This window comes from Methermicoccus shengliensis DSM 18856 (assembly GCF_000711905.1).
In the GTDB taxonomy this organism is placed as follows: Archaea; Halobacteriota; Methanosarcinia; order DSM-18856; family Methermicoccaceae; genus Methermicoccus; species Methermicoccus shengliensis.
This window is the reverse complement of record NZ_JONQ01000012.1, coordinates 27,379-41,421: the sequence shown is the minus strand read 5'-3', so window position 1 is coordinate 41,421 and position 14,043 is coordinate 27,379. Positions and strand designations below refer to the sequence as shown.

At 56.6% G+C, this 14,043-nt stretch carries 14 protein-coding genes; 2 read left to right on the top strand and 12 right to left on the bottom strand.

What is annotated here, in order from left to right:
• Positions 1 to 32: 32 nt before the first annotated feature.
• Positions 33 to 2,306 (top strand): DEAD/DEAH box helicase, encoded by a 2,274-nt coding sequence (locus BP07_RS04925; protein WP_042686485.1) that lies wholly within the window; start codon positions 33 to 35, stop codon positions 2,304 to 2,306.
• Between the two features lie 261 nt (positions 2,307 to 2,567).
• Here BP07_RS04925 and BP07_RS04920 read toward each other — a convergent pair whose 3' ends face one another.
• Positions 2,568 to 3,317 (bottom strand): MIP/aquaporin family protein, encoded by a 750-nt coding sequence (locus BP07_RS04920; protein WP_042686483.1) that lies wholly within the window; start codon positions 3,315 to 3,317, stop codon positions 2,568 to 2,570.
• A 68-nt stretch (positions 3,318 to 3,385) separates the two neighbouring features.
• Positions 3,386 to 4,861, bottom strand: coding sequence for a DUF2193 domain-containing protein (locus BP07_RS04915; RefSeq protein ID WP_042686480.1), 1,476 nt, complete (start codon positions 4,859 to 4,861; stop codon positions 3,386 to 3,388).
• Positions 4,862 to 5,035: 174 nt separating this feature from the next.
• On the opposite strand from BP07_RS04915, the gene BP07_RS04910 reads away from it, so the two are divergent.
• Entirely contained in the window at positions 5,036 to 6,055 is a 1,020-nt protein-coding gene (locus BP07_RS04910; RefSeq protein ID WP_084174117.1) for a PAS domain-containing protein, read from the top strand.
• Positions 6,056 to 6,085: 30 nt separating this feature from the next.
• On the opposite strand, the gene BP07_RS04905 is transcribed toward BP07_RS04910, so the two are convergent.
• From BP07_RS04905 to fpoH, 10 genes are read right to left on the bottom strand one after another with little or no spacing between them, the layout of a single operon-like run.
• The gene (locus BP07_RS04905) at positions 6,086 to 6,292 is read right to left on the bottom strand and encodes a hypothetical protein (protein ID WP_042686477.1); all 207 of its coding nucleotides are present in this window, start codon (positions 6,290 to 6,292) and stop codon (positions 6,086 to 6,088) included.
• Positions 6,289 to 6,633: a F420H2 dehydrogenase subunit FpoO gene (fpoO, locus tag BP07_RS04900; protein WP_042686475.1), complete on the bottom strand. Its 345-nt coding sequence runs from the start codon at positions 6,631 to 6,633 to the stop codon at positions 6,289 to 6,291. Before fpoO ends, BP07_RS04905 begins: the two co-directional genes overlap by 4 nt.
• 9 nt (positions 6,634 to 6,642) lie before the next feature.
• Complete coding sequence (locus BP07_RS04895; protein WP_042686474.1) at positions 6,643 to 8,115, bottom strand: NADH-quinone oxidoreductase subunit N; 1,473 nt, start codon at positions 8,113 to 8,115, stop codon at positions 6,643 to 6,645.
• Positions 8,112 to 9,551 (bottom strand): complex I subunit 4 family protein, encoded by a 1,440-nt coding sequence (locus BP07_RS04890; RefSeq protein WP_245597053.1) that lies wholly within the window; start codon positions 9,549 to 9,551, stop codon positions 8,112 to 8,114. Before BP07_RS04890 ends, BP07_RS04895 begins: the two co-directional genes overlap by 4 nt.
• Positions 9,551 to 11,527: an NADH-quinone oxidoreductase subunit L gene (gene nuoL, locus BP07_RS04885; protein WP_042686472.1), complete on the bottom strand. Its 1,977-nt coding sequence runs from the start codon at positions 11,525 to 11,527 to the stop codon at positions 9,551 to 9,553. The genes BP07_RS04890 and nuoL overlap by 1 nt, the downstream gene beginning before the upstream one ends.
• Position 11,528: 1 nt before the next feature.
• Positions 11,529 to 11,831 (bottom strand): NADH-quinone oxidoreductase subunit NuoK, encoded by a 303-nt coding sequence (gene nuoK / locus BP07_RS04880; RefSeq protein ID WP_042686470.1) that lies wholly within the window; start codon positions 11,829 to 11,831, stop codon positions 11,529 to 11,531.
• Complete coding sequence (locus tag BP07_RS09140) at positions 11,828 to 12,127, bottom strand: NADH-quinone oxidoreductase subunit J (protein ID WP_052353260.1); 300 nt, start codon at positions 12,125 to 12,127, stop codon at positions 11,828 to 11,830. Before BP07_RS09140 ends, nuoK begins: the two co-directional genes overlap by 4 nt.
• Positions 12,120 to 12,395: an NADH-quinone oxidoreductase subunit J gene (locus BP07_RS09135; protein WP_042686468.1), complete on the bottom strand. Its 276-nt coding sequence runs from the start codon at positions 12,393 to 12,395 to the stop codon at positions 12,120 to 12,122. The genes BP07_RS09140 and BP07_RS09135 overlap by 8 nt, the downstream gene beginning before the upstream one ends.
• Entirely contained in the window at positions 12,392 to 12,937 is a 546-nt protein-coding gene (locus BP07_RS04865; protein ID WP_042686466.1) for a 4Fe-4S binding protein, read from the bottom strand. The genes BP07_RS09135 and BP07_RS04865 overlap by 4 nt, the downstream gene beginning before the upstream one ends.
• Before the next feature lie 11 nt (positions 12,938 to 12,948).
• A complete protein-coding gene (gene fpoH, locus BP07_RS04860; protein ID WP_042686464.1) occupies positions 12,949 to 14,034 on the bottom strand; it encodes a F420H2 dehydrogenase subunit FpoH in 1,086 nt (361 codons plus the stop codon).
• Positions 14,035 to 14,043: the final 9 nt, after the last annotated feature.

The following is a 14,043-nucleotide window of genomic DNA, read 5'->3' as shown; positions in this document are numbered from 1 at the left end:
GGATAAATATCAATCAGTATACACGTTGGGTGATGTCGCGCGAGCCAGAGTATTTCACCCACCCAATGCTAAAGGAGAACAGCCTTGCCTATCGCAGCTATCAGATGGAGCTGGCAAGCCGTGCCCTCGAGGGCTCGAGCCTCGTGGTGCTTCCCACGGGGCTTGGAAAGACTGTGGTGGCTGTGCTCGCGATGGTGGCAAGACTCACACAGTTTCAAGAGGGTAAGGTGCTCATGCTCTCGCCCACCAAGCCCCTTGTGAGCCAGCACACATCCTTCCTCAAGAGGGTGCTCACGCTGGACGATGAGGTCGTGATGCTCACTGGCGATGTGCCACCCTCCAAGAGGGCAGAGCTCTGGAGAGATGCGAGAGTGATCGTATCCACACCGCAGGTGATTGAGAACGACCTCGTGGCAAAGCGCCTCGGACTCGAGGATGTGGTGCTCGTCGTGTTCGACGAGGCGCACAGGGCAGTGGGCAGCTATGCATACACCTACATCGCAAAGAAATACCACGAGCAGGCGGAGCATCCCCTCGTGCTCGGAATCACCGCCTCTCCTGGAGCGAACGAGGAGAGGGTGAAGGAAGTGTGTGAGGGACTGGGGGTGGGGGCCGTGTACACCAAGAGCGAGCATGACCCAGACGTGAGAAGATACGTGCATCGAAAGGACATCGAATGGATAGAGGTGCCCGTGCCAAAGGAGATGATGCAGCTTCGCAATGAGCTCGAAAAGGTGATGGAGGACAGGCTAAGTGAGCTGGGAAAGCTGGGAGTTGAGGTGAGTCGAAGGCCCACCAGAAAACAGCTGCTCGACGTTCAAAAAAAGCTGATGGTAAAGCTGAGGTTTTCCCCAGAGCCGTGGGTGTACAGAGCGGTATCGCTTGTAGCGGAGATGCTCAAGCTCAGCCATGGGGTGGAGCTCGTGGAGTCGCAGGGAATGTCGGCATTCAGAAAGTATGCCGAGCGACTCAGGAGAGAGGCTTTCTCCTCAAAAGCCAGCAAGGCTGCACGACGGCTCATTGAGGATGTGCACTTCAAGAGGGCGCTTTTTCTGCTGGAAGGCGTGAAGGTGGAGCATCCCAAGCTGAAAAAAGTGTGCGACATCGTAAAGGAGGAACTTTCAAGAAATCCAGATTCCCGTATAATCGTGTTCACCAACTACAGGGACAGCTCAGTGGTGGTCGCCGAGGCGCTATCCGCCATCGAGGGGGTACGAGCCACGAGGTTCGTGGGGCAGACGAGCAGGCAGGACGACAGGGGGCTATCCCAGAAAGAGCAGATAGACATCATCGAGCGGTTCAAGGCTGGAGAGTTCAACGTGCTGGTGGCGACCTCGGTCGCCGAGGAGGGGCTGGACATACCATCCACCGACCTTGTGGTGTTCTATGAGCCCGTACCCTCTGAGATACGCTCCATCCAGCGAAAGGGCAGGACTGGAAGGGCAAGGGTGGGAAGGGTGGTCGTGCTCATCGCAAAGGGAACGAGGGATGTGGGAGCCTATTGGTCGAGCGTGAGAAAGGAGAGGCAGATGAGCCAGCAGATGAGGGGCTTGGAGCACGTAGCCCAGAATGAGATGGGGGAAAAGGACAACGAAGCAAGGCCCCCAAGGCCCCAGAGAGCGCTGAGCGAGTTTGGCGGGAGCACACCAAGTGGGAGCACACCAATAGTGTACGTGGACTCCAGAGAGCTGAGATCCCAGGTGGTAAAGGTGCTCGAGGAGCTGGGGATGGATATCAGAGTGGACACCATGGAGGTCGGGGACTACGTGGTCAGCGAGCGGGTGGCGATAGAGAGAAAGACCACACCTGACCTGCTGAGCTCGTTCATCGATGGAGAGAGGGACCTCTTCCTACAGCTCTCAGACCTCTCACGCTCCTATGACCGCCCCCTGCTGGTGGTGGAGGGTGAGGACGTGTACACGGCGCGAAGGGTGCACCCCAATGCCATAAGGGGGCTGCTTGCCTCCATAGCAGTGGACTTTTCAATACCCCTCCTGTTCACGAGGGATGAGCGGGAGACAGCAGAGCTCATTGCCATCCTCGCAAGAAGGGAGCAATCAGAGAGGGGAGAAAAGCCCATCATTCGTGGCAAGAAGAGCGCGAGGACCCTGCCCGAGCAGCAGGAGTACGTACTCTCCTCCATTCCCGGCGTGGGGCAGAAGGCTGCCCGCAACCTCCTTAAGCACTTTGGCAGCATTCAGGCAGTGCTCAACGCATCTGAGAAAGAGCTTCAACAGGTACCCCTCATCGGAAAGAAGACCGCCCGCCTGATAAGAGAGGTGGTGGGAAGTGAGTATAAAGGCTGACCTCCTCCCCGCCCTGAAGGGCGAGGGTTCCCCATAGGGGAGCCGTGGGGGAGCCGGCTCGCATCTGCCTCACAGCAGGGTCATTGCCTTCGGTTGGTGTCATCGGGCTGGGTCAGAGCAACCCTCTTAAGGGGTGCTTACATGGCTGAAAATAAAAATGTTTCGGAAAAAGCGGGCTTTCCTCCCCTTAGAGGCTTCCAGCCCGCAAGGAATTGGGTGGTCTTCTTGCGGTATTAAAAAAGAGGGGAAAGAGATATGCTCTCAATCCACCTTCCTTAGGTCTGCTATGTAGTCGTAGAGGAAGGCTGCCACGAGTGCCCCCACTATCGGACCTATGAGGTAGATGGGGAACTGCCACCAGAGGTTTGCACCTCCAAACAGAAAGTCAACGAGATAGGGTCCAAACGTACGGGCAGGGTTGAGCGACGAGCCAGTGATGTTGCCCACGACTGTAATGTCTGCAGCCACCACGAGCCCTATGATTAGTCCAGCAAAGCCCGCTGGGGCTCTCTTATCCACTGCAGTGCCCATGATGGCGAGCATCAGGAAGAATGTGACCACCGCCTCGCACAAAATCGCCTGACCATAGCTTACCCCTGCGAACATTGCGGTCGCACCAAGACCTGTATCAACCGCACGAGAGCCGAGTATGCCCACAATGGTGAGCGATGCGAGGGTTGCACCTATGAGCTGCGCCACGATATACCACGCCATGTCCCTTGTGGGAAAGCGCTTGGTTGCCCAGAGGGCGATGGTCACCGCTGGGTTGATGTGTGTTCCAGAGATGTGCCCAAAGGTGTATATCATGGCCGCCACAGCGATGGCAAATGCCATGCCTATCGCAAACCAAGCCGAGATGTTTATTCCTATGTTGAAGCTGTTGCCAGCATAGGGTGTCCATCCCCTCATGAGTAGCACAGTGGTCACTACGGCCCCAGTGCCCAAGAACACGAGCACATAGGTGCCAACAAGCTCGGCAACAGAGCGCTTAAGAAGACTTATCTCTGCCATTTCCTCACCTCACAGAAAAAATGTGTGAAAGGTGCGTCTGAGACCAGACACACCAGGACACCAGGGTATCACACCGCCTCCGACCAGTTGCAGTAATCGCACTTGTAGTCGAAGTAGTTGGCTGCACAGAACTTGCACACCCTCGCTGGGGAATGAGGCTCAGTCTTGTGCAGAGCGATGATGTTGGTCATCAGCGTGGCTGTGACCGGCTCGCTCGTGAGCAGACAGGGGAAGTCTGCAAGCCTCATGAGCGCAGAGAACCTCACAGTGATGGCACATGCTGGATAGGTGTACCACTGCGGGTTGTTCAGCACCTCGTTCTGCTCGACGGGGGTCAGGTCAATCGGTATGCCCTGCACCTTGCATCCAGCCCCCCTCGGCGGATGGTCGATGATGCGCTCTCCCCTCTCTATCATGTCCATGAAATCCACGTTGTGCAGCTCGGCTGCCGCACCTCTCTTTGGATTGGTGAGCACGAGGTTGTGGAACCTCTTCACGAGCAGGTCGAGCACCATCATGGTGGTGAAGCCATCCATCCAGAGAATCTTCGTGGTGGCTGCTGCTGTCGCACCAGTGGCAACGGTGAGCACAGAGTACTCGTTCTTGAACTTGCCCTTGGCTCCGTTCAGCGTGCTTTCCAGCACGCCAGACACTGCGTTTAGTATCTCCATGACCACATCGTCCTTTACCATGTTGAACATGGACTGGGAAATGTGGTGTGCCACATCGCCCACACAGTATGCGGGAACGGTGACGATATTGCCATAGAACACCCCGGCATCCATCGCCGCCTTGACGCTCTTCTCCATCTTCCTCTTGTACTTGCTCATGTACTCTCTGACATCGAAGGAGGTGTGTCCAGCCTCGTCCATGAGGAGAGCCTGTGCCTCGCACGGTGTGTCGTACACCATCTTGAGCATGTTCACCTCCTCCTCGATTGCCTCCGACACTGTCTTGCCATCCTCGATTGCCATCTGGAACTTCGCACCTATGCCATAGGAGGTGTTCATGCCCCATGACTTCGAAGAAAGAATGGCTCGCTTGTGCTCGAGTGGGATGTCGATGGTCTGAAGAATCCTGTTCACCACATTACTCGTGCTCCCAGGAGAGAAGGCAAAGTCCACGACGCACGTGGGTCCATAGAAACCGCCGTATCTTCTGATGGACTCCTTGCCTATGAGAGCCTCTGACTTGCCTATGGCGTCTATGAACACCTCCACAGACCTCCTGAAGGATGGGTCCTCATCGTAGAGTATTTCCATGATGGGCGGCGTCTGGTAGTGCTCCACGAATGGGTCATCCTCCGGTCTCACGGTGTCTGTGAGCCCCGTGAGGATATCATAGTGGGCGTTCACAGACTCTATGTGGAGGTCGAATACCTCCTTGGACTGCTCTCCCATGGGCTTCATCTGGTTCACGGCGTCCACGTATGGCTTGGCGTCCGTCACTTTGAACGTGGCTCCCCTCTTCGCATTTATGGTCCTTATGACGGCGTTCTGGGCACTCACAGCCTCTGTCGCCATCTTATCGTAGAGTTCTTTCATACAGCTATCCCCGTGGGTTTGTTTACAATCATATGTTAACAATTCAGTATAAATAGTTTATGGTCAATTTTACCATAAAATTTTTTATCTTACCGTAGGACGTTTGGCTTACCACTGGACTCAAAAATAGGACACGTATGTTTTTATAGTCATGAGAGATTCATTCGCTCTACCATGCCAGTAAATGGTTATTCGAGCACAACCATAAGGACCCCAGTCTATGAGATGCTCAAGAAAATCGCAAAGGAAAGGGGGATTTCCGTCTCCGATGTAATAGAAGAAGCGGCGATGGGGCTTGTGGAACGTGCGCCAGAGATTGAGGACATAGACTCCGTATCAGCCGAGATGCACCACCTCATACAGACCACTCAAAGGATGCAAGAGAGAGCCATCCGTCGTGTTGAGAGGATAATCGAGGAGTTCAGACGGGCTCAGGAGAAGTACAAAACTCTCGTTGAGACCATCCCCAACCTCGTGTTTTCCACAGACCCGAGTGGCAACTTCACCTATGTAAATCCGATGATATACGAGTATCTTGGCAAGCACCCCAACGAAGTGATAGGGAAAAACATCACCAATTTCGTGCACGAAGATGATGTGGACACCATGAAGGCCATGTTCGTGAGACTATCCAATGGCAGAAGAGTGGACGAAGAGTACAGGTTCATAGATGAGAACAACAACACAAAGTATCTGCATCTCTACATCACCCCCATAATGAGCAAAGGAAAGGTAGTCGAGGCAGTGGGTGTGGCGAGCGATGTCACTGAGCACAGGAGGGCAGAGGAAAAGATAGCCTATCTCAAACAGTTCAACGAAAGCATAGTGCAGAACGCACCCCTTGGCATCATCACCTTCGATAAGGAAGGTAACGTCACAAGCTTTAACGAGGTCTTCTTAAAGCAGCTTCTGTGCACCCCCGAGGAGCTGATGAACCGAAACGTGTTCAGGGACTCCATAGACGAAAGGATGGAGAGCTGGTACAGAAAATGCCTCAATGGCAATATGTGCGAGTACCGTGGCCCATGCACAATTACCGCGGGTGGCATAACGAGATACTATCATAAGTGGTTTGCACCCCTCAAGGTGGATGGCAAGGTAGTTGGCGGGATATGCATCGTGGAGGACATCACCGAACAGAAGGAGATGGAAGAGAAGCTGCAAAGGCAGGCCAAGCAAAGTCGAGCTGAGTAAGAGGATTCGTGAGTGTTCATCCCTGTTTGGCTACGCAGTACTTGCAGAGGGCGCTGCAGAGGGCGCTGCAGAGGGCGCCCAACACGTCAACGTCATCCTCACTGCACAACAGTAGGGTCCTGCAGCACCAGTTCCAAAGAGCTGCTCGAGCGTCTTTGAGAGCACCCGATTCGATATGCTCGATGGCCTGCCAGCCCCTCCAGTGCACGCTCGATGCCCGTCCTCGCCATCGCTCACTCGTATGGTGGAAGCTCCCCTCTCTGGTCCCGCTCGTATGTGATGCTACAGCTTTCGAGCACCTTTGGTGTGAGATGGCGGACCTCCATTCTCACGCCGTGTGTAAAGGAGGGGATGCGCACATCGAACTCGACCACATCGCCATGGACGAGCGAGAGGGCGCATCTTCCCTGCACGACCTTCTTTTCCTTGCTCCTGAACGCCTCGTGGGCGCACTCCAGACAGCTCTTGCACAGCCCCCTCCACATGCCCTCTGGATAGGAGTCCCTGTACCTCGGCACACGCACCCTCACGGGCACGAGGGTGGGCTCGCTTCTTCCACACAAATCGCAGTCTGCCATTCTACCACCTCACATCAGCGCCTCGGCAGCATGCATCGCAAGCTCGATGAACGGCGCAGGATACACACCGAGCACCACCGTGCCCAGTGTTGCCAGCACTACCGCCACCACAAAGCCCATGGGGACGCTGCCAAGCTCCATCTGGGGCTCTCTCCAGTACATCACCTTCACCACCCTCGCATAGTACCAAAGGGAGAGAGCGCTGTTCAGAATGGCGACGATGGCAAGCCATGCGAGTCCCGCATTGATTGCCGAGCTGAACACCAGCAGCTTGCTCATAAAGCCCGCTGTTAGCGGTATTCCCGCAAGGGCAAACATCAGCACGCTGATGCACAGCGCCATGAGCGGTGAGCTCTTGGAAAGGCCCGCAAAGTGCTCTATGTCGTCCTCGTCGAGCAGGGGGCTCTTGTCCCTTTGCACCATGTACGCCACCGCTCCCACTGCAAGGAATGCCCCACCCTTCATGAACGCATGCGAGAGTATGTAGAACAGGCTGCTGCCAAGGGCGAACGTTGCGACCGAGAGCCCCTCTGGGGAAGCCACGTCGGTGATGGACGCTATCACCACAAATCCGATGGCGATGTAGCCCGCCTGCGCAATCGACGAGTAAGCGAGCATGCGCTTGAGACTTCTCTGGCTCAGGGCCACGAGGTTGCCATACGTCATGGTGAGCACTGCGAACACTGCAAACAGCACGTACCACTCAGCCCTTATGGCAAGCAGTGCGAGCACGAACACCTTGAAGGCAGCGGCAAAGCCCATCTTCTTGGAGCCAGCCGCCAGCAGGGAGGACACCACACTCGGAGCGCCCTGATAGGTGTCTGGAGCCCACATGTGGAAGGGCACGAGGGCCATCTTGAACCCAAAACCAGCGCTGAGCAGCACGAGAGCAAGGGTCATCGAGCCAGAAATGCCTTCGCCCACGATGTGGGCTATCTGCTGAAGGTTGGTCGTGCCCGTCAATCCATACACGAAAGAGATGCCCATCAGCATCAGAGCGGAGGAGAGGGCACCGATGATGAAGTACTTGAAGCCCGCCTCCACGCTGCGCATGTCCTCACGGTCGAACGCCGCCAGTGCATAGGTGGAGATGCTCGCAAGCTCAAAGCCCACGAACAGCGTGGCAAGGTCGCTGGAAGACGCCACGAACATCATGCCCACCGTGGCGAGCAGCAGCAGGCAGTAGTACTCGTGCTGATGGCGGCTCTTTCCATAGTAGGACAGGGAGGCGATTACCACCAGCATGGCAACCAGCAGAAACACCAGCTTGAAGAATTGCGAGAATGCATCCACAGTGAGGGCTCCAAACAGCAGCGTACCGCCCGCTCCAGCGAGCGAGAGCGTGAGGGCGGTGGCTGCTGCGAGAGCGACGAGCGAGAGCCAGCCCAGCACCCTCTGCTCGATTCGTGTGACACCGAGAAGCAGCACCACAAGTGCGGCGAGCATCAGCACAATCTCTGGTGACAGTAGCATGTAGTTCATAGCAGCACCCCCATCACGAGGCTGGTCGCAACCTTCTCAAGCATGCCAAGCAAGGGGGCTGGGTAAAGCCCGAGCAGCACCACCAGTCCAAGCAGCACCGCCATGGGCACTGCCTGAGTGGCTCCAACGTCCATGACCTCACCCAGCCTCTCGTTGTATGGTCCAAAGAACGCTCGCTGCATCGCCCAGATGTAGTACGAGGCGGTGATGATCATCCCAAAGAGGGCTGCCAGAACAAACGTGGGAAGGCTGGGATATGCCCCCGTGAGGGTCAGGAACTCGGCAACAAACCCACTCATGCCGGGCAGACCCAGCGATGCCAAGAAGCCGCCCATCACGAGGAACGCCAGCACCGGCATCCTGTGGGTAATGCCACCAAGCTCTGGTATGAGCCTCGTGCCAGCCCTCTCGTGCACCACACCCACTGCCATGAACAGCAGTGCGATGATGAGCCCATGGGAGAACAGCATGAACATCGCCCCAGATACCGAGACCGCCGAGAGGGAGGCCACGGCGAGCAGCACAAAGCCCATGTGGGACACAGAGGAGTATGCCACCATCTGCTTGAGGTCCCTCTGGGCAAGGGCGACCAGCGAGGCATACACGATGCCGCCCACGCCGAGCACGGCGAGCAGCGTTGTGAACAGCCCCACGGAGTGGGTCACACCCAGCATGGGCAGCGATATCCGAAGGAGTCCATAAGCCCCCATCTTGGAGAGCAGCCCAGCGATGAGCACCGTGCCCGCAGTCGGAGCCTCCCCGTATGCATCTGGAAGCCAGCCATGGAAAGGCACGGCGGGAAGCTTCACGATGAAGCCCACGAGCAGCCCTGCGAATATGAGGTCCCGCAGGGCTGGTGGAAGCTGGGCATACGCACCCATGAGAGAATGCATGTCAAACGTGGAGAGCCCGCTGGCAAAGTACAGGGCAAAGATGGCAAGCAGCATCACGAGGCTCCCCACGTGCGTGTATATGAAGAACTTGATGGCGGCATGCTCCCTGCGCTCGCCACCGAACAGCCCCACCACAAAGTACAGCGGAATGAGGGTGAGCTCCCAGCAGATGTAGAACACTATGAAGTCGGTGGCAGTGAACACCCCTATCAGGGCTGCCTCCAGCAGAAGCAGCAGAGAGAAGAACAGCCCCGGTCTCTGGTCATGGTTCCATGCATACACAATCGTGAGCGGAAACAGTATCGCTGTGAGCAGCACCAGAGCCATGGACAGCCCATCGATGGCAAAGCTGAGCTGGATTCCGAGCGGAGTTATCCATGGATGTGCCTCTGTGTATGCCGTACCAACAAGGGCATACATGTATCCGAACAGCGCAAGGGGCACGAGGCTGAAGATGAGAGCCACCGCCCTTGCATGTCCCTTCGCCATATACGATACGAGGGCGCCTGCAAAGCATACCATGATCGCCGATGCCACGTACATCAGAGCCACCTCCAAAGCTCAAGCCCAAGGATCAGAAGCCCAGTGCCCAGTGCCACCACGGCGGCATAGTTCCTCACCACGCCACTCTGCACACGGCGCAGCAGCTCTCCAAAGAAGAAGCCCAGCACCGTGATTAGCCATATGGAGCCGTTTATGAGAGTCCCTTCGAGCCAGCGAGCGAGCCGAGCGAGCCCAAAGATGACGTCCATGGATATTATGTCGCACACCACGCCCTGATAGTAGCGGTTGATGAGCAGCCTATACAGGCTGTTGCGATGTGAGATGATGCTCTCTGGTGCCACTACCCTCTTTCCATAGATGAGCCATGCGATGAACAGCCCGAGGAGGGCGAGGGCAGCCGGCAGCAGCGCAACTGCAGTGCTCACCGCACGCTCGTGCACCAGCACGTGCCCCCCAATTGCCGCAAGGCTCCCGATGTCGAGGGAGAGTACGTTGGTGCCAAAGGTGCTGCTCACATAGTCCACGAAGGCATTGTGGGCAAGCCACGAGTTCACCACCCCTCCAAACAGCAGGGCAAACAGCGCCAGAATGGCGAGGGGCACCGTCATCACTGCAGGAGACTCGTGCACGTGGGCAGCCTGCTCCTCTGGGAGCCTGCACGTGCCAGTAAACGCCATGAACCACAGCCTGAAGATGTAGATGCCAGTGAGCAGCACCGTGATGATGCCCAGCAGATATGGCAGGAAGTGATAGGAGACGAGCCCATACTCGAGCGAAGCCTCTATGATGGCATCCTTTGAGTAAAAGCCACTGAAGAGCGGGATACCCGCGAGCGCCGCAGCCCCTATGAGCATCGTTATCGCTGTTATTTTCATCTTAGAGTACAGGCCTCCCATGAGCCGCAGGTCATTGGTGCCAGTGCTGTGAATCACACTTCCAGCACACAGAAACAGCAGCGCCTTGAAGAAGGCGTGCGAAATCAGATGGAACAGGGCGATGCCCACGGCCACCACCCCGACGACGGCACCCGCACCCAGTGCGAGCATCATGTATCCCAGCTGGCTGATGGTGGAGTAGGCGAGCACCCGCTTGATGTCGTTCATCACCAGACCCATCGTGGCCGCAAAGAATGCGGTAAATGCCCCGACGTAGGCGACCACCGTGAGGGCGTGGGGGGCGGCAATGAACAAGGGGAAGGTGCGGGCAACGAGATACACACCAGCGGTCACCATTGTGGCTGCGTGTATGAGGGCAGACACCGTAGTGGGACCCTCCATCGCATCCGGCAGCCATATGTGCAAGGGGAACTGACCGCTCTTACCCACCGCACCACCAAAGAACAGCAGTGCAATCAGGGTGAGCTGGTCTGGCGGGATGGCCGAAACATACCTGAACACCTCGGTGAGCGCGAGGGGATACGGGCTCTGTGGAGCCACGTTCACCATGTTGGCATACAGCACGAATATGCCCGCCAGAAAGAGCATGTCCCCCACTCTCGTGACCAAAAACGCCTTCTTGGCAGCAGAGGCTGCAGAGGGTTTTCTGTACCAGAAACCTATGAGTAAGTAGGAGCACAGTCCCACGAGCTCCCAGCACAAAAAGAACAGGAACAGGTTGTCTGCGAGCGCCACGCCGAGCATGCCAGCGGTGAACAGTGAGGTCTCGGCAAAGTATCTCGCCCCACCCGGGTCGCCCTTCATGTAGCCCACTGCATAGATGTGGATGAGCAGGGACACGAAGGAGACCATGCATATCATCGCCACCGAAAGGGGGTCGACGAGCACGCCTATGTTCACAAACGAGAACCAGTGCCACGAGTAGTGCAACGCCATCCCAGTGGGGTATATGGCAACCAGCAACACCACCGAGAGCACGGTGGAGCCAGCAATCGCAACAATGGGTATCAGTGCCCCATCATGGGGAAGCTTTCTGCCAGCAAACAGCGTGAGCACAAACCCGAATACGGGGAGCAGGGGCACGAGCACCGCAAAGAGCATGAGCGTAGATTCCTGCATCTTACCACCTCAGAACGTTTAACCTGTCCGTATTGATTTCACCCCTGTGCCGGAATATCACGAGCAGTATTGCAAGCCCTATCACGGTCTCGGCAGCTGCAACGGCAATGGCAAGCAGCGCGAGCACCTGGCCCTGCACGTTGCCATGCATCCCAGAGAATGCCACCAGGTTGATATTGGCTGAGTTGAGCATGAGCTCTATGCACATCAGCATCCTGATGCCACTTTTCTGTATTAACAATCCAAACAGACCGATGGCGAACACCACTGCTGAGAGCAGCAGCACGAGCACGATGGGTATCACTGCAAATCACCCCCGACATCTCTCTTGGCAAGGTATATCGCCCCCACCAGCGCAGAGAGCAGGAGCAGAGAGAGCACCTCGAACGGCACCACGTACGTGGTGAAGAGCTCTCTGCCAATGTGCACGATGCCGCTTTCGAACGCCGTGTCCGTGTATGCTGGCTGCATCACCGGTACATACCATTGCCTGTTGACCCCTATTCCCACTGCCATAGCCAGCAGGAATATCAGCGCCACACACAGGTTGAGCAGCCAGAACACCGCCAGCTTCACGTGCTCCCATGTTATCTTACGCACCGCTCTCCCTCCTTCTCGTGAGCATCACTACAAACAGTATGAGAGTGCCCACGCCACCAATGTATATCAGCGCCTGCACGAGGCCAACGAACGGAGCATAGAGCAGCACGTACAGCACTGCCACCCCGAACAGCGCACCAATGAGCGAGAGGGCGCTGTGCACGATGCTTCTGGCGAATACCACCAGCAGAGAGCACAGCACTATTGCGAGGGCCACTATGGCAAACACCAACAGGTCGAGGGAGAGGTAGGCATAGGGGTCTATCATTTCTCTTCCCTCCTCTGCTTGGCAGCCCTCTTCTTGGCTGCCTGCTCCTCTGGGGGCTCTTTGGGCTGCACCTCTTTTGGCTGCTCCTCGGCCTTCTGCGCTCTCTTCTCCTCCATCTTCTGCCTGAGCTGCTCTATCTCTTCCCTGTGGGTCTCCTCGAAGTCCCCTGGGATGAGCCTTTCTGGGGGATAGATGAGGTCCTCACGCGTCCATTCTGCCAGATCGCACTTAGTGCCCATCCTCAGGGCATTCACGGGGCACACCTCCTCACACAGCCCACAGAACAGGCACACGCCAAGGTCTATCTTGGGATACCCCTTCTTGTTCTTGGGGTTCTTGTACGGATATCTCAGCTCCACCAGCTCTATCGCATAGTTGGGACACGCCCTCACACAGCTTCCACATCCTATGCACTTCAGTGGGTCGAGCTGTTGTAGTCCCCTCCATCGCTCCTCGACCGGCGGAGCTATATCGGGATATACGCGGGTGACCTCCTCCTCCTTTAGCCCCTTCAGCAGCAGCTTGAGATTCTTGAGCACCATTTCTACTCCTCCTACAGCACCATCCCCAGGGCACCAGCCCATGCCAGATTGATGAGGGAGAGGGGCAGCAGCAGCTTCCATCCGAGGGTCTGCACCTGGTCTATTCGGAACCTCGGAAGCGACCACCTGACCACCAGCACCCCCATTATCACGAGTATGACCTTGGCGAGCAGCACCAGCGGCGAGAGGGAAATGGGGTAGTCAAATGGAAGCGTCCAGCCCCCGAAGAACAGCAGCACCATGAACAGCGAGCCCAAAATCAGATGGAAATACTCCGAGAAATATATCAGAGCCCAACGCATGCCACTGTACTCCACGCCCCATCCTGCCACGATCTCCTCCTCAGCCTCAATCTGGTCAAAGGGCTTGCTTCCCAGCTCTGCAAGCATCGAGACACCAAAGACCACAAACCCAATGGGCTGAAGAATTATGAACCATGCAGGGATGTATCGAAGTAATGGATGCACTGGAAACAGCTCATACAGCGAGCTCTGCATGTTCACCACGTCCACGAAGTTGAGGGAGTGCGCCATCACCGCAACCCCCACCACACTCATGGCAAGCGGCACCTCATAGCCTATCATCCTCGCCACATTCCTGAAGGCACTGATGAGGGCATACTTGTTGGGGGACGCCCATCCAGCCATGAATATACCCACCACAGACACTGCAGACACAGCCTCCACATACAGCAAGCCCACATCGAGGTTGCTCACAGCCAGAAGGTGCGTGCCTTGGAGCGACACCCCCAGTATGCTCCAGTCGGGAAGCCGTATGTAGCCATATGGCATCCCCGCAGCCATGAGCAGGGCAGAGGATACCGCCACTATCGGAGCGCCGAGATACAGCAGCTGGTCAGCACTTCTTGGAACTATGTCCTCCTTTGTGAGCAGCTTGAGGGCATCGGCAATGAGCTGCAGCAGCCCGTACTTGCCCACTCTATTTGGACCAAAGCGGCTCTGCATGTCCGCGGTGAACTTACGCTCCAGCCACACCACGAACATACCGCCAAGATATAGAAGCCCAGTGAGCACGGCTGCTCCCACGAGCCCAATCACAAGCGGCTTGATGAACGGATAGCTTGCGAGCAACGACATGGTATCACC